The sequence below is a fragment of the Pseudomonas sp. UMAB-08 genome (assembly GCF_900095225.1).
Classification (GTDB): Bacteria; Pseudomonadota; Gammaproteobacteria; order Pseudomonadales; family Pseudomonadaceae; genus Aquipseudomonas.
Genome location: NZ_LT607421.1, coordinates 76,674 through 99,173, shown reverse-complemented (window position 1 = coordinate 99,173; position 22,500 = coordinate 76,674). Strand labels below are relative to the sequence as shown.

23 protein-coding genes are annotated in these 22,500 nt (G+C 59.9%); 12 read left to right on the top strand and 11 right to left on the bottom strand.

From position 1 onward, the window contains the following. Positions 1-21 precede the first annotated feature (21 nt). Both amn and K0F75_RS15020 read left to right on the top strand, forming a co-directional pair. A complete protein-coding gene (gene amn / locus K0F75_RS15025; protein ID WP_374028662.1) occupies positions 22-1,494 on the top strand; it encodes an AMP nucleosidase in 1,473 nt (490 codons plus the stop codon). A 140-nt stretch (positions 1,495-1,634) separates the two neighbouring features. Continuing rightward, complete coding sequence (locus K0F75_RS15020) at positions 1,635-2,201, top strand: rRNA large subunit pseudouridine synthase E (RefSeq protein ID WP_219062815.1); 567 nt, start codon at positions 1,635-1,637, stop codon at positions 2,199-2,201. Positions 2,202-2,231: 30 nt separating this feature from the next. On the opposite strand, the gene K0F75_RS15015 is transcribed toward K0F75_RS15020, so the two are convergent. Together K0F75_RS15015 and K0F75_RS15010 are read right to left on the bottom strand one after the other, a co-directional pair. Beyond that, positions 2,232-2,432 (bottom strand): DUF2788 domain-containing protein, encoded by a 201-nt coding sequence (locus tag K0F75_RS15015; protein WP_219062813.1) that lies wholly within the window; start codon positions 2,430-2,432, stop codon positions 2,232-2,234. Positions 2,433-2,506: 74 nt separating this feature from the next. After that, the gene (locus K0F75_RS15010) at positions 2,507-2,986 is read right to left on the bottom strand and encodes an Lrp/AsnC family transcriptional regulator (protein ID WP_219062658.1); all 480 of its coding nucleotides are present in this window, start codon (positions 2,984-2,986) and stop codon (positions 2,507-2,509) included. A gap of 435 nt (positions 2,987-3,421) precedes the next feature. Between K0F75_RS15010 and K0F75_RS15005 the strand changes: the two genes are divergently transcribed. After that, positions 3,422-4,528, top strand: coding sequence for a DUF6515 family protein (locus K0F75_RS15005; RefSeq protein WP_219062657.1), 1,107 nt, complete (start codon positions 3,422-3,424; stop codon positions 4,526-4,528). Here K0F75_RS15005 and K0F75_RS15000 read toward each other — a convergent pair. Together K0F75_RS15000 and K0F75_RS14995 are read right to left on the bottom strand one after the other, a co-directional pair. Next, positions 4,525-5,415, bottom strand: a complete 891-nt coding sequence (locus K0F75_RS15000) for a cation diffusion facilitator family transporter (protein ID WP_219062656.1) — start codon at positions 5,413-5,415, stop codon at positions 4,525-4,527. The genes K0F75_RS15005 and K0F75_RS15000 overlap by 4 nt on opposite strands. Before the next feature lie 14 nt (positions 5,416-5,429). Next, complete coding sequence (locus K0F75_RS14995; RefSeq protein WP_219062655.1) at positions 5,430-5,849, bottom strand: polyribonucleotide nucleotidyltransferase; 420 nt, start codon at positions 5,847-5,849, stop codon at positions 5,430-5,432. A 123-nt stretch (positions 5,850-5,972) separates the two neighbouring features. Between K0F75_RS14995 and hrpB the strand changes: the two genes are divergently transcribed. Beyond that, positions 5,973-8,519 carry an ATP-dependent helicase HrpB gene (hrpB, locus tag K0F75_RS14990; protein WP_219062654.1) on the top strand — a complete coding sequence of 849 codons (2,547 nt, stop codon included), beginning with the start codon at positions 5,973-5,975 and terminating at the stop codon, positions 8,517-8,519. Between the two features lie 22 nt (positions 8,520-8,541). Here hrpB and K0F75_RS14985 read toward each other — a convergent pair whose 3' ends face one another. Together K0F75_RS14985 and K0F75_RS14980 are read right to left on the bottom strand one after the other, a co-directional pair. Further along, positions 8,542-9,624 (bottom strand): endonuclease/exonuclease/phosphatase family protein, encoded by a 1,083-nt coding sequence (locus K0F75_RS14985; protein ID WP_219062653.1) that lies wholly within the window; start codon positions 9,622-9,624, stop codon positions 8,542-8,544. A 100-nt stretch (positions 9,625-9,724) separates the two neighbouring features. Then, positions 9,725-10,387, bottom strand: coding sequence for a YciC family protein (locus K0F75_RS14980; RefSeq protein WP_219062652.1), 663 nt, complete (start codon positions 10,385-10,387; stop codon positions 9,725-9,727). Between the two features lie 208 nt (positions 10,388-10,595). Here K0F75_RS14980 and K0F75_RS14975 point away from each other — a divergent pair, with 208 nt between their 5' ends. The 3 genes from K0F75_RS14975 to K0F75_RS14965 all read left to right on the top strand — a co-directional run bounded on the left by K0F75_RS14975 (position 10,596) and on the right by K0F75_RS14965 (position 12,651). Next, entirely contained in the window at positions 10,596-11,393 is a 798-nt protein-coding gene (locus K0F75_RS14975; RefSeq protein WP_219062651.1) for a DUF2076 domain-containing protein, read from the top strand. Between the two features lie 127 nt (positions 11,394-11,520). Continuing rightward, positions 11,521-12,000: an NYN domain-containing protein gene (locus K0F75_RS14970; protein ID WP_219062650.1), complete on the top strand. Its 480-nt coding sequence runs from the start codon at positions 11,521-11,523 to the stop codon at positions 11,998-12,000. Between the two features lie 39 nt (positions 12,001-12,039). Next, positions 12,040-12,651 (top strand): PolC-type DNA polymerase III, encoded by a 612-nt coding sequence (locus K0F75_RS14965; RefSeq protein ID WP_219062649.1) that lies wholly within the window; start codon positions 12,040-12,042, stop codon positions 12,649-12,651. A gap of 10 nt (positions 12,652-12,661) precedes the next feature. On the opposite strand, the gene K0F75_RS14960 is transcribed toward K0F75_RS14965, so the two are convergent. Then, positions 12,662-13,117, bottom strand: coding sequence for an Lrp/AsnC family transcriptional regulator (locus K0F75_RS14960; protein ID WP_219062812.1), 456 nt, complete (start codon positions 13,115-13,117; stop codon positions 12,662-12,664). A 161-nt stretch (positions 13,118-13,278) separates the two neighbouring features. Between K0F75_RS14960 and yedA the strand changes: the two genes are divergently transcribed. After that, positions 13,279-14,220 carry a drug/metabolite exporter YedA gene (yedA, locus tag K0F75_RS14955; RefSeq protein WP_219062648.1) on the top strand — a complete coding sequence of 314 codons (942 nt, stop codon included), beginning with the start codon at positions 13,279-13,281 and terminating at the stop codon, positions 14,218-14,220. Positions 14,221-14,259: 39 nt separating this feature from the next. Beyond that, on the top strand, positions 14,260-15,594 hold the full coding sequence (locus K0F75_RS14950) for a DEAD/DEAH box helicase (RefSeq protein ID WP_219062647.1): 1,335 nt from the start codon (positions 14,260-14,262) through the stop codon (positions 15,592-15,594). A gap of 41 nt (positions 15,595-15,635) precedes the next feature. Here the strand turns inward: K0F75_RS14950 and K0F75_RS14945 are convergent, their stop codons facing one another. Continuing rightward, on the bottom strand, positions 15,636-16,880 hold the full coding sequence (locus K0F75_RS14945) for a TIGR03862 family flavoprotein (RefSeq protein WP_219062646.1): 1,245 nt from the start codon (positions 16,878-16,880) through the stop codon (positions 15,636-15,638). Positions 16,881-17,103: 223 nt separating this feature from the next. Further along, the gene (locus tag K0F75_RS14940) at positions 17,104-18,024 is read right to left on the bottom strand and encodes a histone deacetylase (protein WP_219062645.1); all 921 of its coding nucleotides are present in this window, start codon (positions 18,022-18,024) and stop codon (positions 17,104-17,106) included. A 132-nt stretch (positions 18,025-18,156) separates the two neighbouring features. On the opposite strand from K0F75_RS14940, the gene K0F75_RS14935 reads away from it, so the two are divergent. The 3 genes from K0F75_RS14935 (at position 18,157) to K0F75_RS14925 (ending at position 20,335) form a co-directional block, all read left to right on the top strand. Then, entirely contained in the window at positions 18,157-18,726 is a 570-nt protein-coding gene (locus K0F75_RS14935) for a GNAT family N-acetyltransferase (RefSeq protein ID WP_219062644.1), read from the top strand. Positions 18,727-18,875: 149 nt separating this feature from the next. Next, a complete protein-coding gene (gene tesB / locus K0F75_RS14930) occupies positions 18,876-19,745 on the top strand; it encodes an acyl-CoA thioesterase II (RefSeq protein WP_219062643.1) in 870 nt (289 codons plus the stop codon). Further along, complete coding sequence (locus K0F75_RS14925; RefSeq protein ID WP_219062642.1) at positions 19,742-20,335, top strand: HAD family hydrolase; 594 nt, start codon at positions 19,742-19,744, stop codon at positions 20,333-20,335. The genes tesB and K0F75_RS14925 overlap by 4 nt, the downstream gene beginning before the upstream one ends. 153 nt (positions 20,336-20,488) lie before the next feature. Here K0F75_RS14925 and K0F75_RS14920 read toward each other — a convergent pair whose 3' ends face one another. Together K0F75_RS14920 and K0F75_RS14915 are read right to left on the bottom strand one after the other, a co-directional pair. Beyond that, positions 20,489-21,472, bottom strand: coding sequence for an alpha/beta hydrolase (locus K0F75_RS14920; RefSeq protein WP_219062641.1), 984 nt, complete (start codon positions 21,470-21,472; stop codon positions 20,489-20,491). A 4-nt stretch (positions 21,473-21,476) separates the two neighbouring features. Then, positions 21,477-22,364, bottom strand: coding sequence for a neutral zinc metallopeptidase (locus tag K0F75_RS14915; protein ID WP_219062640.1), 888 nt, complete (start codon positions 22,362-22,364; stop codon positions 21,477-21,479). Positions 22,365-22,500: the final 136 nt, after the last annotated feature.

Sequence of the window (22,500 nt, the reverse complement as noted above, 5' to 3'; positions counted from 1 at the left end):
AAGCCTGCAAGATCAGACAGGATGCGTACCGTGACCGAAGCTTTTATTGTCGTTGAAACCGCCGAGCAAGCCGTGGACCGGCTTGCTGTACTGCATGAGCGCGCAACCAGCGCGCTGAGTCAGGCGCTCAAGCGCTATCTCAAAGATCGGGTCGAGCCGGATGCGGCTGAGCGTGAACTGTTCCACTACCCGGAATTGCGCCTGACGTATCTGTGCCAGGGCGAAGTGCCACTGACGACTCGGGCCTACGCCAAGGTCCAGTTGCCGGGCACCTACAGTGTCACCGTGACCCATCCGTCGGCGTTTCGTAACTACTTGCTCGAGCAATTGGTGCCGTTGATGAACGACTTCACCATCACGGTGGAAGTGGGCGTCAGCGAGCAGAACATTCCTTATCCGTACGTGGTCGAGCAGGGTGATGAACTGGCTGGCTCCGGCGTCACTGCTGCGGCGTTGGCGCGGGTATTCCCGAGTACTGACTTGTCCGCTGCAACCGATGGTATTGCCGACGGTCTGTACGACTGGGCCAACACCGACCCGCTGCCCCTGGCGTTGTTCGATGCCGCGCGGGTGGACTTTTCCCTGCGCCGACTGGTGCATTACACCGGCAGCGACTGGCGTCATGTGCAGCCGTGGATTCTGCTGACCAACTACCACCGCTATGTCGATCAGTTCATCGTCCATGGCCTGGAAAAACTGCGTGATGACCCGCGCTTCGTGCGCATGGTCTTGCCAGGCAACGTGGTCGTCGACAAAAGCATGGATCACGGCGAGGCGCAGGCCATCGTCGCTGGCGTGGTCTGGCACCGCTACCAGATGCCGGCCTATCACTTGATCGCGACCGACGGTCATGGCGTAACCCTGGTCAACATCGGCGTCGGCCCGTCCAACGCCAAGAACATCACTGACCACTTGGCCGTACTGCGCCCGCATTGCTGGTTGATGATCGGTCACTGTGGTGGCCTGCGCCAATCGCAGACCATCGGCGACTACGTGCTGGCTCATGCGTATATGCGCCGCGACGGCATTCTCGACCGGGTCTTGCCGCCGAATATTCCGATTCCGGCCTTGGCCGAAGTACAGCTCGCGTTACATGAAGCCGCAGCACAAGTCACCGGCGAGCGCGGCGATGAGCTGAAAAAACGTCTGCGTACCGGCACCGTGTTGACCTACGACGACCGTAACTGGGAATTGCGCTGGGCTCAGGAACGGCCGCTGATCAACCTGTCGCGGGCCGTTGCGGTGGATATGGAAAGCGGCACCATCGCCGCCCAGGGTTATCGCTTGCGGGTACCTTACGGCACGTTGCTTTGCGTTTCGGACAAGCCCTTGCACAGCGAAATCAAGCTGCCCGGCTCGGCCAACGCGTTCTACGAGCGCGCGGTCAGTCAGCATCTGAAAATTGGTATCGCCGCAGTCGACCTGCTGCGTACCCAACTCAACTCGCTGCACTCGCGCAAACTGCGCAGCTTTGATGAGCCACCGTTCCGTTAATTGATCGGTTGGGTTAGTCATTTACGCAAAGGGCCACTAAAGTGGCCCTTTCTGTTTTCGAATATTGAATCGTCATGCCCCGCACTCAACGTCCAGTGTCCCGCCGTCCAGCCGCCAACAGCTCAGGGAATACCCGGCGCGTGGCCAAAGCCCCGCCCGCCGAACCCAAGCTGATCCTGTTCAACAAACCGTTTGATGTGCTGACGCAATTCAGCGACGGAGAAGGGCGGGCGACACTCAAGGACTTCATCTCGATCCCGGGCGTGTACCCGGCTGGGCGACTGGACCGTGACAGCGAAGGCTTGTTGCTGCTGACCAACGACGGTCAGCTACAAGCGCGAATTGCCGATCCCAAACACAAGCTGCCGAAGACTTACTGGGTCCAGGTCGAAGGCGTGCCGACGGCTGAGCAGTTGCAGCGTTTGCGTGAGGGCGTCGAACTGAACGATGGCCCGACCTTGCCTGCGCAAGCGCGGCAACTGGACGAGCCTGAGCTTTGGCCGCGCAATCCGCCGGTGCGCTTCCGTCAGAGCATACCGACCAGTTGGCTGGAGCTGGTGATCAAGGAAGGCCGCAACCGCCAGGTTCGACGCATGACCGCGGCAGTCGGCTTGCCAACCCTGCGATTGGTGCGCGTGCGCATCGGCGACTGGACTATAGAAGGGCTGGATCAAGGGCAGTGGCGGGAAGTGCCGGCGTCGCTCTGAGACGTGGTTTGTTGCTGCTCGACTGTCCGGTCAGGCTTCAATAAACGCGATCACAACGCTTTTGACCACAAAGGCGAAGATACCCAGCCCGAGTGCGAAGAACAGAATAAAGGTGCCGAACTTGCCAGCTTTGGACTTCTTCGCCAGATCCCAGACGATGAAACCCATGAAGCCGACCAGGATGGTGACCAGAATCGTCATCATCCACTCTTCAAATAGCGCAGGATCGATATCCATCATTAATCTCCAACCGGATGGCAATGGGGCGGCGATTATACGGGAAAGTCCGGGGCGCTGCGTGAGGCTTAACCGCGCAGGTGCGTCAACGGTAGTTCCGTACTGGCCAGCACTTGATTGAGTACAAAGCTCGAACGCACGCTGGTGACGCCGTCGATACGGGTCAGATGGCCCAGCAGCAGTTTCTGATAATGATCCATGTCTGGCACTACGACTTTCAGCTGATAGTCAGCGTCCATCCCGGTCACCAGACTGCATTCAAGCACTTGGGGCAGGGTACGAATCTGCTGCTCGAAATGCTCGAAACGCTCGGGCGTGTGTCGATCCATGCCGATCAGTACGTAAGCGGTCAGGTTCAGGCCCAGCTTTTTGCGGTCCAGCAGCGCAACCTGGCGGGAAATATAGCCGTCATCTTCCAGCTGTTTGACCCGTCGTGAGCAAGGTGATGGCGACAAGCCGATGCGCTCGGCCAATTCCTGGTTGGAGATGCGTGCGTCACGTTGCAGCTCAGCCAATATATTCAGGTCATATCTGTCGAGTTTGCTCACTAAATGCCCCTTTATGATATCTATTGCGCTGAATTATCTATCTGAAGTTAAAAATTGCGCAAGTCATGTTTTATTGAGCAATATTCGCAATCCTCTGCTGCTGCCTCAGGCCTATTCTTAACACCAGAATCACTGCCCGGACATAGCGTCCAGCGCGGCTCTCCGAATCAGGTCAGCCGCGGCCGCCAACCCCACAGGGTTGGGCAGGCCCCCGGGCTACACACTGTCCAGAAGACGGCGTGAGGTGAGCCAACGTCAAAAGCGTTGAGCACGGACGAAATTCCCGAAGGGGGCCATCACTGGCTCCCTTTTTTATTGTGCGTGACCTTTAACTAAAAGCGCCCGTCACGTGTCGAATGGGCTGTTAAAGTGCTGCTCCTGGCGCATCCAAAAAGCAGTTTTATCAATGGGCATTTGCACCATAGTGAGGAAAGCATGAAATCGCGCATCTGGCGTTTGGCAGGTGTAAGTTTGCTGTGTTTGAGTGTCAACGCTCAGGTGCTGGCGGACGAACGAAATGATTCAGGGCCGAACCAAAACGGTAACGGCCGTAACGGCGATAATCATGAGCGTCCGGGCAATTCGGGCCAGGGCCGTCAAGAATCCGGGCAAGAGCAGCGTCAGCAGCAAGACCAACAACGTCAGCAGCAGGGGCAGCAGCAACAGCGCCAGCAGCAGGGGCAGCAACAACGTCAGCAGCAAGACCAGCAACGTCAGCAGCAGGTGCAGCAGCAACAGCGCCAGCAGCAAGAGCAACAGCATCAGCAGGATCAACAGCGTCAGCAGCAACAGCGCCTGCCGATCCAGAGTCGCCCCGACGAGGTGCGGCAAACCCAGCAACCGCGTCAGGGCTATTATCAGGACAATCCTCGTCAGGGCAATTCAAACCAGAATCAACACTGGCAGAGCGGCAACTCGCCGCGTCCCGGTGGTGGCGACGGTCGACCTGGCAATGACCACTGGCAAGGCCGGCCCGATGGGCATGGCAACGGTTGGGGCCCAGGCCCGCAGTACCGTCCCGGCTATGAGATTAACCGCATGCCCAGCAGCCATTCGCGCATTGGCTGGCGTGGACAGGATTACTTTTATTCCGGTGGTTACTGGTATCGCCCACAAGGCCCACGCTACGTGATAGTGACGCCGCCCTACGGGATTCGTGTGCGCAGCTTGCCGTCGTTTTCGCAGGAAGTCTGGTTGGGCAGCACATTGTTCTTCCTCGCCGCCGGTACCTATTACCTGTATCAAGCGGAGACTCAGGACTACGTTGTCGCCACCCCGCCGCAAGGTGTCGAGCCCATCTATGCCCCAGGTCCGCCACCGCAGCAGGTGCAAGCCAACGGCTATGATCCCGTGGCTTACCCCGTCAACGGTCAAGGTCCTGAGCAGCAACAGCAGGATATGTACGACTGCCATATGTGGGGCGTGAACCAAAGCGGCTTTGACCCGGCAGCCGCAGCCTATGCGCCTCCGGCCTCGGTTGCGGACATCTACCGCCGTTCGATGGCTGCTTGCCTTGCAGGGCGCGGTTACAGCGTCAACTAAACGCTAGGTTCGAGCACTTCCCGTGGGTCGGCGTGCACCAGCACTTCGGCCTTCGGGAACTCTTCCTGAATGGCATCGGCCGCTCGGTCACACAGGGCGTGGGCAACGGACAGGGTCAAATGCCCTGGCAGCTCCAGGTGTAACTGAACGAACCAATGATTACCCGATATCCGGGTGCGTATGTCATGGGCGCCCAGTACGCCGGGCACGCTGCACGCCATGTCCAGCATGCGCTGGCTGACATCCGGCGGTAGTTCTTGATCCATGAGCACCGACACGGTTTCGCGGGCGATCTGGACCGCGCTCCACAAAATGTACACGGCGATTGCCAGACCGAAATACGCGTCCAATTGTTGCCAGCCGAACAGGGCAAGGATCAGCGCCAGCAGGATGCTGGCGTTGAGCAGCAGGTCGGAACGGTAATGCAGCGAGTCGGCGCGGATGGCGGTCGAGCCGGTTTCGCGGATGACCTTGTGCTGCAGCATGAGCAGCGCCACCGTCAACACTATCGACAACACCATCACCGCAATCCCCAAACCCGGCGCCCCCAACGGCTCCGGGTGCAGGATTCGTTCGACCGCTTGATAGGCGATCAGCGCCGCACTCGTGGCGATGAACAACGCCTGGGCAATGCCTGATAGTGCTTCCGCCTTGCCGTGGCCATAACGGTGATCGTCATCGGCCGGACGCAACGCATAATGCACCGCCAGCAGATTGAGGAACGACGCCACGCCATCGAGCGCCGAGTCGGTCAACCCGGCCAGCAGGCTGATCGAGCCACTCAGCCACCAGGCAATGCCTTTGGTGACGATCAGGATGCTCGCGACAGCCAGTGAGGCACGGGTCGCCAGACGCAACAGGCGCGCGTGTTCGGGGAGGGTGGTCATGGTGCTTTCCTAAATCAGGCGGACGGTTGCAGGCCGTACATCGCCAGTTGTTGCACGCTGCCACGGTGCTGGATCAGGCGTGGGTCATTGAGCGGCAGGCTACGGCCCAGCTCTTTTTCTAGGATTGCTTGCAGCTTGCTGTTATCGACGCTGCCGTCAGCCTTGATCGCAGGTTGCAGCTTTTCAGGGGTGACCTGGGCAGTGCTGCCGCCGGGCAAATAGATAGCGCCGGTTGCAAAGTCGACGCCAAAGGCGATCAAGCCGGGAATGATGTAGAACAACAGGCCGATGGCATCAAGACCGATCACCAGGGGGTCGACCTTGCCGTCGATCTGGCCACGGCGATCGGGGAAGAAAATGCTGCCACAGGCGGTCATTTGGGTCAGTAAGGCAGCGACCAGAACGCCGCCGATAATGCGGGAAGGAATGCGCATAAAGATCTCCTGAATGATGGGGGTAACTATACAAGGCAAATGCTTCATGGCTAAGACTATTGCAGTCGTCCTTCGTGCGATGACGCTGGCCCCGTATAATCGGCAGCCTGTTCTGGAGCTGCCATGATTTCTCTGCCAATCGATGCTGTCCTGCCTGCCTTGCGCGATGCCTTGGCGGTGCGCCACGAAGCGGTGCTCGAAGCGCCTCCGGGCGCTGGTAAAACCACGCGTGTGCCCTTGGCGCTGTTGCAAGAGCCGTGGCTGGCCGGGCAGACCATTCTGATGCTTGAGCCGCGACGGTTGGCAGCGCGAGCGGCGGCTGAGCGGTTGGCTTGGGAGCTGGGCGAAAAAGTCGGTGAAACCGTCGGCTACCGGATCCGTCTGGAAAGCAAAGTCGGTCCCACGACCCGAATCGAAGTGGTCACGGAAGGCATTCTCACCCGTCGCTTGCAGGACGATCCGGCACTGGAAGGCGTCGGCCTGCTGATCTTCGATGAGTTCCACGAGCGCAGCTTGGATGCCGACCTCGCACTGGCCTTGAGCCTGAATGGACGAGGCCTGTTTCGGGACGAGCAACCGCTAAAGATCCTGTTGATGTCGGCGACGCTGGAAGGTGAGCGCCTGTCCAGTCTGCTGGGCGATGCACCCGTTGTCCGCAGTGACGGGCGTATGTATCCGGTGGCGATGCGCTGGGGGCGAGCGTTTCAGGCCGGTGAATTTATCGAGCCTCGGGTGGTGCAAACCGTACTCGACGCGCTGGGCGATGAGTCGGGTAGCGTGCTGGTGTTCCTGCCGGGGCAGGCCGAGATTCGCCGGGTCAATCAACAATTGGCCGAGGCTTTGGGCGAGCGCCACGATATTTTACTGTGTCCGTTGCATGGCGAGCTGGACTTGAATGCCCAGCGCGCGGCTATCGAGCCCGCGCCGAGCGGCACGCGCAAAGTGGTGTTGGCGACCAATATCGCCGAGACCAGTCTTACCATTGATGGGGTGCGGGTGGTGATCGATGCCGGATTGGCGCGCGTGCCGCGTTTCGATCCCGGCAGCGGCATGACTCGCCTCGATACTCAGCGCATCTCCCGCGCCAGTGCGACCCAGCGCGCCGGGCGGGCGGGGCGACTGGAGCCGGGCGTGTGTTATCGGCTGTGGTCCGAAGCCCAGCACGATCAATTGGCCGCCTACGGCACGGCAGAAATACTTCAGGCGGATCTGGCAGGGCTTGCCCTGCAACTGGCGCGCTGGGGCGTTACGCCGGAGCAACTGGTGTGGCTCGACCAGCCACCGGCGGCGGCCTATGCGCAGGCCCAGGACCTGCTCGGTCGGCTGGGTGCGCTGAGCCAGAAATCGGGTGAAGACTGGAAACTCACCGGGCACGGCCAGGCCATGGCTGAGCTGCCGGCGCATCCACGCATCGCGCATTTACTGTTGCGCGGTCAGGCGCTGGGTCTGGGCGAGCTGGCGTGTGACGTTGCGGCTTTGCTCGGCGAGCGCGACATCTTGCGTGGCGGCGGTGCGGACCTGCACAGTCGACTGACCTTGCTGGCCGGCACCGAACGCGCGGCCCGTGGCGCTCAGGGCGGCGTGCAGCGGGCAAAACAGCTGGCGCGGCAGTACCGAAGTCTTTTACAGCGGCAGCAGCGCGGCGTGGCGAAGAGCACCCCCGTCAGCGATCCCGATCACCCCCGCTGGCTGGGCGCCTTGCTGGCGCTGGCTTATCCGGATCGCGTGGCACAGCAGCGGCGTGCCGGTGGCGCTGAATACCGTTTGGCCAATGGCCGCGCCGCGTTGTTCGCGGAAGCCGATGCCTTGATGAAACAACCCTGGCTGGTGGTCGCCGATCTCGGCAGTCGTCAGGGTCAGCGTGAAGAGCGCATTTACCTGGCGGCGGAATTCGATCCGGCGCTCTTCGACTCCGTGCTCGCAGAACAAGTGATTGCCCTCGATCATCTGGAGTGGGACGAGCGAGAAGGCGTGTTCCGTGCCGAGCGTCAGCGCAAGGTGGGCGAACTGATCCTCAGCCGCGAGCCACTGACTGGTCTCGACGAATCCGCCCGCAGTCAGGCGTTATTGGCACTGATTCGGCGTAAAGGGCTGGAGCTGTTGCCGTGGACCCCCGAGCTGCGGCAATGGCAGGCGCGGGTGGCGCTGCTGCGTCAGCTGGACCTCGACAAACAGGCCGACAGCGAATGGCCGGATGTACGTGATGCAGCATTGCTCGCGAGCCTGGAACACTGGTTGCAACCGTATCTGGGGAAGGTGTCGCGCCTCAGTCATTTCGCCAACCTGGACCTGTCGTCGATCCTGCACAACGTCTTGCCGTGGCCGTTACCACAGCGTCTCGATGAACTGGCGCCGCATCACTTGAGCGTGCCGTCGGGATCTTCAGTGCGTCTGGACTACAGCGAGCATCCACCGATTCTGGCGGTGCGTTTGCAAGAGCTGTTCGGCTTGGCCGAAACCCCGCGCATTGCGGGCGGCCGACAAATTATCAAACTGCACCTGCTGTCACCCGCGCGCCGCCCGGTGCAGGTGACTCAAGACCTGGCCAACTTCTGGCGCAGCACCTATGCCGAAGTGAAAAAGGACCTGAAGGGGCGTTACCCCAAACACTATTGGCCGGATGACCCGTTAGTGGCCGAAGCGACCGCGCGGATAAAACCCCGGAAGTGAGCCAGAAAGCCCCGATGCGGCCTTAAGGCAGCATCGGCAGGAGAAACCGCGCTATCACCGGAAAGTGATCAGAGATCAGCAGGGTGTCTTCTCCTCGCACCTGAGCGTCGATGCGCTTGAGTCGCGGGCTGTAGAAGAAGTAATCCACGGTCCGGTCCGGGCCGCTGATGCGCGGGTCGTTGGGGAAGTGGGTTAGCCATTTGCCGCGATCAATACCGCCGACTTCAGCGTTGCTCGGGATCATCGGGTACTTGTCCCACAGGCTGTGCAGCTCACTGTCTGGCATGTACTCACTGCGCAGTTCCGGGGCGAGCCGTTGGTATTGGCCCAGGGGCAACAGATTGAAATCGCCCCCGATCAACCACGGCGTGCCGCGACTCTCGAATTTATCCAGCAGTTTGCCGGTCGCCTCTATCTGGCGCTGCAGCGTGTCGTCGTTCGGGGTGAAGGTGTCCAGGTGCGTATTGATCACTGCCAGTTGTCCGCCATCGCGCAGTGGCAGGTAGCTCACGAGCAGGGCGCGTTTGGGTTGGAACTGGCGATGGATCAGGTTGGTCGAGGGTTGCGGTAGCTGGATGCGTTCTGTGTGTTCGATTTCGTAGCGGCTCAAGGTGGCCAGTTTCATCCCGACGCTGCCAAAGATATGCGGGCTCGGAATGAAGTCGGCCTTCCAGTAAAACGCCTCCGAACTGCAGGGGTACAGGTCACTGAGCCGTTCTTGCATTAACGCCAGCTGGTTGTCGTAGTCAGTGTTCTTGGCGCCGTCGTTCACTTCTTGCAGGAGGATGATGTCCGGCTGTTCATCACGGATCACCCGGACCACTTCATCGAGGTTATAGGCAGTGTCTTCCGGAGTAGGGCGATCATCCGGGCCGCTGCCGTCGGCCATGTCGTACCAGAACACATAACGCTTGCCGGCCAGGTACTGGATATTCCAGGTCATGACTTTCAGCGCCTGGCCGGGCACCAACACCGGTGCCGGGTTTTTACAGCTGGCCTGCAGCGACTCGCGCGCGGCGGGATGCCAGGTCAGGGTGTAGATCAGCAGGCACATCAAGCCAATCGCCAGCAGGCCAATCAAGGTGTAGCGCAATAAACGGGTCATCGGCTCAACTTAGAACGCAGGACGTTCAATGACTGAATCGCGTTGCAAGATGAGCCTGAGCATAGCCGAGGTGTCGCCAAAGGGGCAGAGGTCTGGCAGGTCAAACCTTTTCCGGAGCGTCCTCTATCAGCATGAACAAGCGGAACATCACGACGCTGGTAAATAACTGCAAAAAGCTGCTGACGCTGTCGATGATCAAGGAAACCGGCATGCTCAGCGGTTCTGGCAGGATGAACAGGCTGACCCCTTCAAGCACCGACAAGGGCACGTAGACGCACAGCACACAGGCAAGGATCCGCAGAAAATGGCCTTGGGTCATCTTGATGCTCTCGCGCATGGCCGTCAGTGGGGTCATCCCGCGCAAGACCAGCAGGTACTCGGAGAACACCAGTTTGACCATCACCCAGATGCCGGGAATGATGAACATCGACAGGCCGAACATGATCAGCAGCGTGCTCAAGGCCGAGAGCACGGCAAAGGTCGGCCACAGCCGCAACGCCATGGCCATCAAGTCGCGTTTACGCGGTTGTTCGCTGCGGGTGCGGGCGTCCAGGAACAGAATCAGCGCGCCGGTATACAGCGGGTAGAACAGCAGGCCCACGAGTAATTCGTAAGCAGGCGAGGCGTCAGCGGCCAGCGCATTGCTGAGCATTTGTTTACTCAAGGCCTCGACCACCACCAGCGGCAGGCACAGCATCAGGATGCTGCTCAGGTTGCGCCGGAAAAAGTACAGCGAGTCTTGTAGAACGGTCAGCGGATTCATTGATCGGATCGCAAGGCAAAAAGCGGTGCCACACTTTAGCGTATGGCCGGGGACGGGCCAACCGCGCACTTTACCCGGAGACTTGTCCACGGGTGAGGCAACATTTTGAAACCTCTATTGAAACGGCGTGGATCAACCCCATTACCTTGAATACGTCCGGTCAATCTGACTGGGCGATGTTTTTTAACGGCAATCTAACGAGGTCGCCATGAACAGCGAAGAACAAACCCTGATCGATGGCCTGTTCTCGAAAGTGAGGCAAGCCGAAGCGGATTCAGCCCCCCGGGATGCCCAGGCTGAAGCACGGATCAAGGAGCATCTGAACCAGCAGCCAGCCGCCCCGTACTACATGGCGCAGGCGATCCTGGTGCAAGAAGCAGCGATCAAACAACTCGATGAGCACGGCAAACAGCTCGCCGAGCAGGTCAAGCAACTGCAGGCCCAACTGCAACAAGCGCAGGCCCAAGCTGCAGCGGCAGCTCCGGCGCCAAGTGGCGGCGGTTTCCTGTCGAGCATCTTTGGTGGCTCGCGCGACGCTCAGCCACAATCGTTCTCGCAGCCTCGTCCGGCAGCCGCGCAGCCTTCTTCCGGTGGCTGGCGCGAACCGGCACCTTCGGCAAGCCCGCCACCTTATAACGCCCCACAAGGCAATTACGCGGCCCCGCCTCAAGGCCAGTTTCAACCGCAAGCACCTGCCGCGCCTATGGGCAGTGGATTTCTCGGCGGCGCATTGAAGACGGCAGCCGGTGTGGCCGGTGGCGTGATGTTGGCACAAGGCATCAGTAGCCTGTTCCATCACAACCAGCAACCGCAGGAAGTGGTCGAGGTGATCAAGGAAGAGCCAACCCAGGCCAGTGACAACAGCAGCAATAATGACTGGGGTAACGACAATCAGCGCGTGACCGACAACAACGGCTATGGCAACGACCAGGGTGGTTTCGCCGATACCGACTACGGCAATGATGACGGCGGTTCGTTTTCCGACGATGACGATTCCTTCGTCTGATTAAAGTGCGCCTACAGGGGTAACACCCTTTCTCTTCAAATATCCCCCAAGCTGGCATACTGAGCACCGACCCAATTCCCGGGTCGTTGCTGCCAGCTTGCGCACGCCTGCGCCATGAGGATTTCCGGTGAAGAAAATCGCGGTGTTCGCCGATGTACAGAACCTCTATTACACCGTGCGCCAGGCTTATGGTTGCCACTTCAACTACGCTGCCCTGTGGGCCGATATCAGCCAGCGCGGGCAGATTGTCGAGGCGTATGCCTACGCCATCGATCGTGGTGACAGCAAACAACAGCAGTTCCAGCAAATTCTGCGCAATCTCGGTTTTACCGTGAAACTCAAACCTTATATCCAGCGCAGCGATGGCTCGGCCAAGGGCGACTGGGACGTGGGGATCACCATCGATATCATGGACGCCGCACCGCATGTCGATGAGGTGGTGCTGGCTTCGGGTGATGGCGACTTCGATCTGCTGCTCGAGCGTATCATCAGCAAACACGGGGTCGAGGCCATCGCGTATGGCGTGCCAGGGTTGACCGCCAACTCACTGATTCGCGCGGCCAGCCGTTATGTACCGATCGAAGGCGCGCTGCTGCTGAAAAGCTGACTTTTTTGTATTTGAAATTTTTGACGGGTTGGATCGCGTTTGGAACGTATTGCAGTCATCGACTTTGAAACCACCGGCATTTCCCCCAACAACAGCTGCCGGGCCACCGAGATTGCCGTGGTGATCATGGAGCAGGGGCGCATTGTCGAGCGTTACCAGAGCCTGATGAATGCCGGGGTGCGTATCCCCGCGTTTATCGAAGGGCTGACCGGCATCAGCAACAGCATGCTGCGCACGGCGCCCTCGGCGACCCAGGTCATGAATGAAGTGGCGGATTTTGTCGGCACCACCCCGCTGGTGGCGCACAACGCCTCTTTCGACCAGAAATTCTGGGACTACGAACTGTCGCGCATTCAACGCAATCGCGAACAAAGCTTCGCCTGTTCGATGCTGTTGGCGCGCCGCTTGATGCCGGGCGCACCGAATCACAAGCTGGGCACCCTGACCACGTGGGCCAAGCTGCCGCACACGGGCAAGGCGCACAGGGCCATGGCCGATGCGGAGATGGCGGCCAATCTCACGGCGCACCTGGCCAATGAGTTGCGCCAGACCCACGGCATCGCCGGGGTGTCCCATCAGTTTCTGTGCACCTTGCAAAAAGTCCCCGCGGCTAAAATCAGCGAAGCCCTGAAGCGTCAGCGCGGTTTGTAAGCGTCGCCTTTCAGGCTTTCCCGTGACCGTCCAGATGACCCAGCGGCATGCGCCGCTCGATTGATGTCGACAGCACGATTGAGGTTTTGCTGAAGCCGAACTGTGCCACCCGGTTGATCAGGTTCTCCAATTCCGGCATCGAACCCACAGCCGCCTGCATGATCACGCACGGGTCGCCCGTGACGCGGTGGCATTGGGTCAGCTCGGGAATCCGCACCAGATCATCGTAAGTCTGCTGATTGCCATGGCTGGCCAGGCGCAACTCGATCACGCATTGAATCGGCAGGCCGACCTTGGCCATGTCCACCTTTGCCTCATAACCGGTAATCACCCCACTGGCTTCCAGCTTGGCCACGCGTTCGGCCACTGCGGGTGCTGACAGGTTGACCAGGCGCGCCAATTGCGCAAAAGAAGCGCGGCCGTTTTCGAGCAGTGCATCGAGCAATATTCGATCGTATTTATCCAGGTTCATCACGCACCTTTGGCCAGCTTTCGAAAGTACTGTTTATAAGCCAAACATCCGTTCTTTGAAAAGTATCAGGTGCGAACAAACAGGGTTTGCTGCTTATTTTTCCGCTGGCACTTTCATAAGATAAGTCATCATAAGAACTGACTTAAGAGCCTGGTATGTCGAACTCACGCCGCTTTCCATTGCTCCTGATTGGCGCTTTTTTTGCGCTGTATGTGATTTGGGGGTCGACCTACCTGGTGATTCGCATCGGCATCGAGTCCTGGCCACCGCTGATGATGGCTGGGGTGCGATTTCTGATTGCCGGTTGCCTGCTCTATGCCTTCATGCGCTTTCGCGGGACCCCGGCACCGACCTGGAAACAATGGAAGGCGGCGGGCATGATCGGCTTTTTGCTGCTCGCCTGCGGCAACGGCGGGATCACGGTGGCCGAGCATCTGGGCGTGACATCCAGTGTCGCGGCCCTGTCTGTCGCCGTTGTGCCCTTGTTCACGCTGCTGTTTGGTCTGTTATGGGGGCATCGCAACACCCGTCTGGAATGGGCCGGGATCTTCCTGGGCTTGATCGGAATCGGCCTGCTCAACATGGGTTCCAATCTGCAGTCCAGCCCGTATGGCGCGGCGCTGGTGATTTTCGCGGCAGCCTCCTGGGCGTTCGGTTCGGTCTGGAGCAAAAGCCTGCCATTGCCCGTCGGCCCCATCGCCAGCGGTGCGGAAATGATCGTCGCCGGTGTGGTGCTGTTGATCGGCAGCGCCTTGAGCGGTGAGCGTCTGCACGCAATGCCGAGCGCAGCAGGCTGGGGCGCCTTGGCGTATCTGGTGGTGTTTGGCTCAATCGTGGCGTTCAGCGCTTATATGTACCTGCTGAAAAACGTGCGCCCGGCGGCGGCGACCAGCTATGCGTACGTCAACCCGGCCGTGGCGGTGCTGCTGGGTATTGTGTTCGCGGGTGAGCACATTGGCGTCGAAGAGTGCCTGGCGATGGCAGTCATCATCAGCGCGGTGGTCCTGATCGGTTTGCCACAGTGGCGCAAGCAACCAGCCCTGGAACAACAGCCGGAACTAAAACAGGAACAGGCTGGATCGGTGCGGACAGGGTAAACTGCGCGCCTTGCGCTGAATTTCCCCTACGGTATCCCCATGACATTCGCCACTCTCGGCCTGATCGAACCCTTGTTGCGTGCCCTTGAGGCCCTCGGCTACCAGACTCCGACGCCTGTGCAGGCACAAGCGATTCCTCCGGTGCTGGCCGGTCGCGACTTGATGGCCGCCGCCCAGACCGGCACTGGCAAGACCGCCGGTTTCGCCTTGCCGCTGCTGCAACGCTTGACGATGGAAGGCCCGAAAGTGGCGGCCAACTCAGTGCGCGCACTGGTGTTGGTGCCGACCCGCGAACTGGCGGAGCAGGTTCATGAAAACATTGAGCAGTACAACGAAAACCTGCCGCTGAAAACTTACGCGGTGTACGGCGGCGTCAGCATCAATCCGCAGATGATGAAGCTGCGCAGCGGGGTCGATGTACTGGTGGCAACCCCAGGTCGCCTGCTGGATCTCTATCGGCAGAAAGCGCTGAAGTTTAATCAATTGCAAATCCTGGTTCTCGATGAAGCTGATCGCATGCTCGATCTCGGTTTCTCCGAAGAGCTGCGTGACATCTATGCTGCCTTGCCCAAGCGTCGTCAGACCTTGCTGTTCTCCGCGACCTTCTCCGACGCCATCCGCCAACTGGCCGGGCAGATGCTCGATGACCCACTGACCATCGAAGTCAGCCCGCGCAACGTCGCGGCGAGCTCGGTCAAGCAGTGGGTGGTGCCGGTAGATAAAAAGCGCAAGACCGAACTGTTTATCCATCTGCTGAAAAAGCAGCATTGGAGTCAGGTGCTGGTATTCGCCAAGACCCGTGTGGGTGTTGATCAACTGGTCGAGCGCTTGCAAGGGTTGGGCATCAACGCTGACGGTATTCATGGCGACAAACCGCAGGCAACCCGTCAGCGCGCGCTTGACCGTTTCAAGGCCCGCGAGGTCCAGATTCTGGTGGCCACCGACGTCGCTGCTCGCGGTCTGGACATCGACGACCTGCCGACCGTGATCAACTTCGACCTGCCGATTGTGGCCGAGGATTACATCCACCGGATCGGTCGTACCGGGCGTGCGGGTTTGACGGGCGAAGCGATTTCGTTTGTCTGCGCCGACGAAGTGGAACTGCTGTCTGCCATCGAAACCTTGACTCGCCAGACCCTGGAACGTCATGAAGAGCAGGATTTCGAGCCGGAGCATCGCGTGCCGACTACTGACGCCAGCGGCCAGATTCTGAAAAAGCCGAAGAAGCCGAAAAAACCCAAAGTGTCAGGCGGTGGCAAACGTAACCTGGGTAAATGGGTCGACAGTGGCGAAACCGCCGCCGACGTGCCGATGGTCAAGGCGGTGCGTAAAGTGCCGGTGTTCAATACCGGGCCGCGCAAGAAAAAGCCTTGATGCAGCAGTGCGCTTGCCCGCCATCGCGGGCAAGCGCGCGGCTACAGGGAGTTGCTGTGAAGCCATTCCAGCATGCCCAGCCCTGCCGCGCGGCCGCTGGCGAAGCACGCCGTCAGCAGGTAGCCGCCGGTGGGGGCTTCCCAGTCGAGCATTTCTCCGGCGCAGAACACTCCCGGTAGCTGTTTGAGCATCAAGTTTTCCGTCATCGCTTCGAACGGCACGCCGCCTGCGGTGCTGATGGCTTCATCCAGCGGTCGCGTTTTGACCAGTGTCAGCGGCAAGGCCTTCAGGGCCTTTGCCAGCAGCGCCGGGTCGGCGAACGACTCAACTGGCGCCAGTTCGCGCAATAACGCCGCCTTGACCCCATCAATCCCCAACTGACTGTGCAGGTGCTTGGACATCGAGCGCGAGCCGCGTGGTTTGGCCAGCGCTGCCTGGACGTTCCCGATCGACTTGCCCGGTAGAAGGTCGATGTCCACGGTTGCCGAGCCCTGCTGATTGATCTGCTCACGGATGTGCGCCGACAACGCATAAATCAGGCTGCCCTCGACGCCGGTCTCGGTCAGTACACATTCGCCCAGGCGAGGCGTTTGCCCTTGCAGGCCGATGGCGATGTTCTTCAGTGGGGCGCCTGCAAATTTGTTGCGCATCAGTTCGCTCCAGCCCGCCACCTCAAACCCGCAGTTGCTCGGTTGCAGGGCCGTCATGCCGATACCGCGTTGCTCCAGCCAGGGCAGCCAGGCGCCATCCGAACCGAGCCGCGCCCAACTGGCGCCGCCGAGTGCCAACAGCACCGCATCGGGTTTTATCGTTTGTTCGCTGTCGGCATGGGCAATGCGCAATGCACCCTCAACGTTCCAGCCCAGCCAGCGATGGCGGGTATGCAGGGTGACGCCCGATTCGCGCAGGCGCTTGAGCCAAGCGCGCAATAGCGGCGCTGCTTTCATGTCCGTGGGGAACACCCGGCCCGAACTGCCGACAAAGGTCTCGATGCCCAGTTCGTGAATCCAGTTGCGCAACGAATCGGCGCCAAAGCTGCGCAGTAACGGCGCGATGAAGGGCGCGCGTTCAGCGTAACGGGAGAGAAACGCCGGGTAGGGTTCGGAGTGAGTAATGTTCATCCCGCCAACGCCCGCCAGCAGGAATTTGCGACCTACCGAGGGCATGGCATCGTACAGGTCGACCTTGATCCCGGCCTGACTCAAGACCTCGGCCGCCATCAATCCCGCAGGGCCGCCGCCAATGATCGCGACTGAATGAGCAACAGCTGGAGGGACGTGGGTCATGGCGCACTGCGGGTCGGCGAAGTAAGCCGTGCATTCTACCGGAGGACAGGCGCTCTGTTCAGGGCTGTGCGCAGGATCAGCCTGTGGACAACTCTTGATCAAAAAACATACAGCTATCGCCAGGCCACGCGGAATAGGGCCTGGAGAGGCTTTCGCTCAGGTTATCCACAGGCAGTTCCACAGCCATTGTGGACAGTTAAGGCGGGGCGGCAGCGGTAAAGTCTCAGTTCAGTCCGGCAGACACCCAGACCTTTTGCGCGCTGTGGTGCAGTATCCCGTGCCGTCGCGCCAGCGCCTTGCGGTCCTTGCTGTAGCCACCGCCGATCACGCCCATCACCGGAATGTCCCGGTGCAGGCAATGGCGCAGCACGGCTTCATCGCGAGCCGCCACCCCTGCGTCGGTAAGTTGCAGATAACCCAGGGCATCGTCCTTGTGCACGTCGACCCCGGCGTCATACAGCACCAGGTCCGGCTGATAGAACGGCAGTAAGTAGTTCAACAGATCGTCGACCACTTTCAGGTAATCGTCATCGCCCATGCCCATGGGCAGGGGGATGTCCCAGTCACTTTCAGCCTTGCGTGCCGGGAAGTTCTTTTCGCAATGCAGGGAAACGGTGATCGCGTCGGGCGTGTTGGCGAGGATGCGCGCGGTGCCGTCGCCCTGATGCACGTCGCAATCGAAGATCAATACGCGCCCGACCCGACCGCTTTCCAGCAGATAGTGACTGATCACTGCCAGGTCGTTAAAAATGCAGAAGCCGGCGGGATGGTCATAGTGCGCATGGTGTGTGCCGCCCGCCAGATGGCAGGCCATGCCGTGTTGCAGCGCCTGTTCGGCCGCCAGCAGCGAGCCGCCCACCGCACGCACTGTGCGCTGTGCCAGGGCCTCGCTCCACGGCAGGCCAAGGCGGCGCTGGTCTTCGCGGGACAGGTCACCGCTCATGTAGCGCTGGATGTACGCCGGATCATGGGCCAACGCCAGAACATCGCTTGGGCAGACGTCCGGGCGCAACAGCTGGGCGTCAGTGGTCAGGCCGCTTTCGATCAGGTGGTCGCGCAGTAAACGGAATTTATCCATCGGAAAGCGATGCTCAGCCGGGAAATCCGGGCTGTAATCATCGTGGTAGATGAGCGGCAGGGGCATTTTGCTTCCGGTCAGCGGTCGAAGCTGAATGTTGCCAGCATTGTCCTTGCCCGCACAGCACCTTGATTGAGGGCTGCTGAGCGGTGTACTACTTTGGCAAGCCATTTACTGGACAGTTATAGGAGCAGCCCGATGGAGCGGATACTGGAACTCAACAGTGCCCGGTTGCTGATGCGGCAGTGGCGAGATGACGATTTGCCGGCGTTCGCGGCGATGTGTGCCGACCCGCACGTGATGCGTTATTTTCCAGCACCCATGAGCCGGCTGGAAAGCGCGGCCCAGATCGGACGAATGCGTGGGCATTTCGCCGAGCTGGGGTTTGGTCTGTGGGCATTGGAACGCCAGGACACGGGGGCTTTCATCGGTTTTACCGGGTTGGAAGTGGTGAGCTTCGATGCTCACTTCACACCGGCTGTCGAGATCAGCTGGCGTCTGGCGCGGGAACATTGGGGTTTGGGGTTTGCCAGTGAGGCGGCCTGGACCGCTCTGCGTTGCGGCTTCGAGCGCTTAGAACTGGATCAGATTGTGTCGTTCACTGCGCAGAACAATCTGGCGTCACAGAAAGTCATGCAGGCCATCGGCATGCAGCATGATCTTGCGGATGACTTCGAGCATCCGAAACTGGCTGACGGCGATCCGTTGAAGCCTCATGTGTTGTATCGAATCACTCGGCAACAATGGCTGCAAACCCTGAAGGGATGAGTAAGGCTGGCGCCGACAAATTCTGTATCATTTGGCCATTGGCCGCGCAGACCGGGACAACACCTTAGGGTTACCCTCTGTTTCTGCCTGAATACGTCGCCCGCCGCAGCCTTGAAGGCGCAGCATAGTTTTGTGAGAGGAGTCCCTGAATGAGCCAAGTGCTGGATGATCTGGTTGAACTGCTAACCCTGGAACCCATTGAGGAGAACCTCTTTCGTGGACGTAGCCAGGACCTTGGCTTTCGCCAGTTGTTCGGCGGGCAAGTGCTGGGCCAATCCCTGTCGGCAGCCAGTCAGACGGTCGAAGACGAGCGCCATGTGCATTCGCTGCACGGCTATTTCCTGCGTCCCGGCGACGTCGCCTTGCCTGTGGTGTATCAGGTCGACCGGGTGCGCGATGGCGGCAGCTTCAGCACCCGTCGGGTCACGGCGATCCAGAAGGGGCAGCCGATCTTCACGTGCAGCGCATCGTTCCAGTACGACGAAGAGGGTTATGAGCACCAGTCCACGATGCCGGACGTCGTCGGGCCAGAAAACCTGCCCTCGGAACTTGAGTTGACCCGGCAGCGCGCGCACCTGCTCTCGGATCACATGCGTGAAAAACTGCTGTGCCCGAAGCCGATCGAGTTCCGCCCGGTAACTGACATTGATCCTTACAACCCGCTGCCGACAGAGCCGATCAAATACGTTTGGTTTCGCGCCGACGGCACGCTGCCGGATGTGCCGGCACTGCATAAGTACCTGTTGGCATACGCCTCGGATTTCAATCTGCTGACGACGTCGTTGCAGCCTCACGGCAAGTCGGTCTGGCAGAAAGACATGCAGGTCGCCAGCCTTGATCACTCCCTTTGGTTTCACGCAGATCTGCGCGCCGATGACTGGTTGCTGTACGTGATGGACAGCCCGTGGGCCGGCAATTCTCGTGGTTTCTCGCGAGGCAGCGTGTATACCCGCGCAGGCAAGTTAGTGGCCTCTGTCACCCAGGAAGGCTTGATCCGTCATCGTAAGGATTGGGTGTGAGTCTGGCGCAGGTTCGGCATTGGGTGTTCGACATGGATGGCACCCTGACCTTGGCCGTGCATGATTTTCCCGCGATCAAGCGTGCCCTGGATATTCCGCAACAGGATGACATCCTCAGTCATCTGGCCGCGCTGCCGCCCGATATTTCAGCGGCCAAGCATGCCTGGCTGCTGGAGCACGAGCGTGAGCTGGCCCTGGCTTCGCAGCCTGCGGCGGGTGCGGTCGAACTGGTGCGTGAGTTGGCGGCGCGTGGATATCGGCTGGGCATCCTCACTCGCAATGCCCGCGAGTTGGCGCACGTAACGCTCGGCGCGATTGGCCTGGCGGATTGTTTTGCCGTCGATGACGTTCTCGGTCGCGACGAAGCGCCGCCAAAACCTGATCCCGGAGGGCTGCTGAAACTGGCTCAGGCGTGGAATGTAGACCCCTCACAGATGGTGATGGTCGGCGACTACCGCTTCGACCTCGACTGTGGTCGTGCGGCAGGCACCCATACCGTATTGGTCAACCTGCCCGAAAATCCATGGCCGGAACTGACTGACTGGTACGCCAGCGATTGCTTTGCATTGCGCGAGATGCTGGCGCTTTAAGCCAGCATCTATCAAACAACTCATAACCATTTGAAATAGAACATTATTTGTAGGAGCTGACTTGTCTGCGAATCGGCTGCGCAGCAGTCGCGCATTTGGCGTGATGAACTCAGCTGCTACGCCCTCCGAGCAGAATCGGGCCTGTTGAGTCGTTTACTCCGGCCTGAACAATGCGGCTTGCCCTTCAGGTGAGGTGAAGATCGCATCGCCGTCATGCCCGACGCCAGGCACTTCAATCAACCGCTGGTTCAGCCCTTCAGGGTGGCGCTGTTGCAGATAGTTGAAGAAGTTGTGACCACGAATCAGGCGGTAGGCGCCCTGAGCTTCGGCGGCGCAGGTTCTATCCAGTGCCGGGTGATCGATGTCGGTATCGAGCTGACCCAGCAGGTAAGTGACGTCACGCTTCACATAATTCTGTTCGATCTGCTCGACGGTTTGCTTGCCAGCGTAAGGCGGCAACTTGTTCATCCCGTATTTCCAGGTATCGAACCCCGGGCAAGACGCCTTGTCCACCGGTCCGGGCCGCTGTGCATCGAAATACGCGTATGACGACGGGTTGGCGACCACGTAACGCAGGGTGACTCCGGCTTTCTCCAGTGCCACACCGCCCTTGCCAATCAACACGTAGCGCTGAACCACCTGCGCACCGCCCGAATGCCCGGCGACAATCACTTCGCGCAACGCAGGGAACAGTTTGCGATCGCTCAGCTTCGCCAGAATCTCGTCGATGACCGTAAAGGAGCTCACCGGCACCGGCCCGATAGCCGCGTCACCCTCCATCCAGTCGTCTTTGTGCCAGCGCAGTATCGAATCCGGCAGTTGGTGTTTGACGATGTCTTTCCGATCCAGGAACTGCGGAGCGATCAGCAGGGTAGTGCTGCGATACCCGGACCGATAGGCCGCTCGTTCGGCGCTACGCAGGTAGGTTTGCGCGTTGCGCAAGCGACCGTGAATGACGATCACGGCGCGTCGGGTGTTGGGCTGCGGCGTTTTCCAGTCTTTGCTCAGGCCGACAGTCGCCAGACCGCCATTGATGGCCAGCCGCTGGGGGCTGAGGGCTTTCACCGCAGTATCCGCTGCATTCGCCGTAAGGCTCAGGAGGGTGCTCAACAACAAGACCAATAGCGGTTTTATCATGTGATTAGAGGCTCTTTGCGGCGAAAGTGTCGCACTGATTGAGTTGGCCCTGAGCGAAACCTGTCTTGAACCAGCGCACGCGCTGTGCAGAGGTGCCGTGAGTAAACGAATCGGGTACCACGCGGCCTTGACCCTGCTGTTGCAAGCGATCATCGCCAATAGCGTTTGCTGCATTCAGAGCTTCTTCAATATCACCCGGCTCCAGCCAATTCAAACGCTTTTGTGCGTTATAGGCCCACACCCCGGCCAGACAATCGGCCTGCAGCTCCTGGCGCACCAGTAAACCGTTGTTGCCTTCCATGCGTTGACCCCGTTGGCGGGCGGCCTGAACCTTGGCTGAGACCCCCAGCAGGGTTTGTACATGATGGCCTACTTCGTGGGCAATGACGTAGGCTTGAGCAAAATCACCGGCTGCGGAAAAGCGTTGGGACATTTCGCGGAAGAAGTCCATGTCCAGATAGACCTTTTGATCCGCCGGGCAATAGAACGGCCCGCTGGCCGATGAAGCGAAGCCACAGGCCGAGTTTATCTGACCGCGAAACAAAACCAGGGTCGGGTCTTTATATTGGCGGCCACCCTGCTGGAAGACCGAGCGCCACGTGTCCTCCGTATCACCCAGAATGGCCCGCACGAAGTCGGCCTGCTGATCATTGGCTGGCGGTGCTTTTCGGGTCTGGGGAGTGACGGCCGTCGAGGGTTGGCTCATCTGACCGGTAAGCTGGTTGAGGATCTGTATCGGGTCTTGCCCGGTCAGCAGCCCAAAGGCGACGACGATCACAATCCCGGCGATCCCCAGGCCTTTGCCTCCGCCAAAACGCATCCCACCACCGCCTCCTGCGTCATCACGTGCATCCTCCACGTTGTCGCTGCGTCTGCCTTTTTTCCATAGCATGTGGGAAGCCTCTGTTTACCCAGCGAGGAGTGTCGCTGTTGACGATGCCCCGCGCCAGTCCGTTCAGGGGCATCAACAGCGATTTGTTGCGGATGTAGAGACAGATTTCAGCCAATAGTTCGCAGGACAGTGGCGT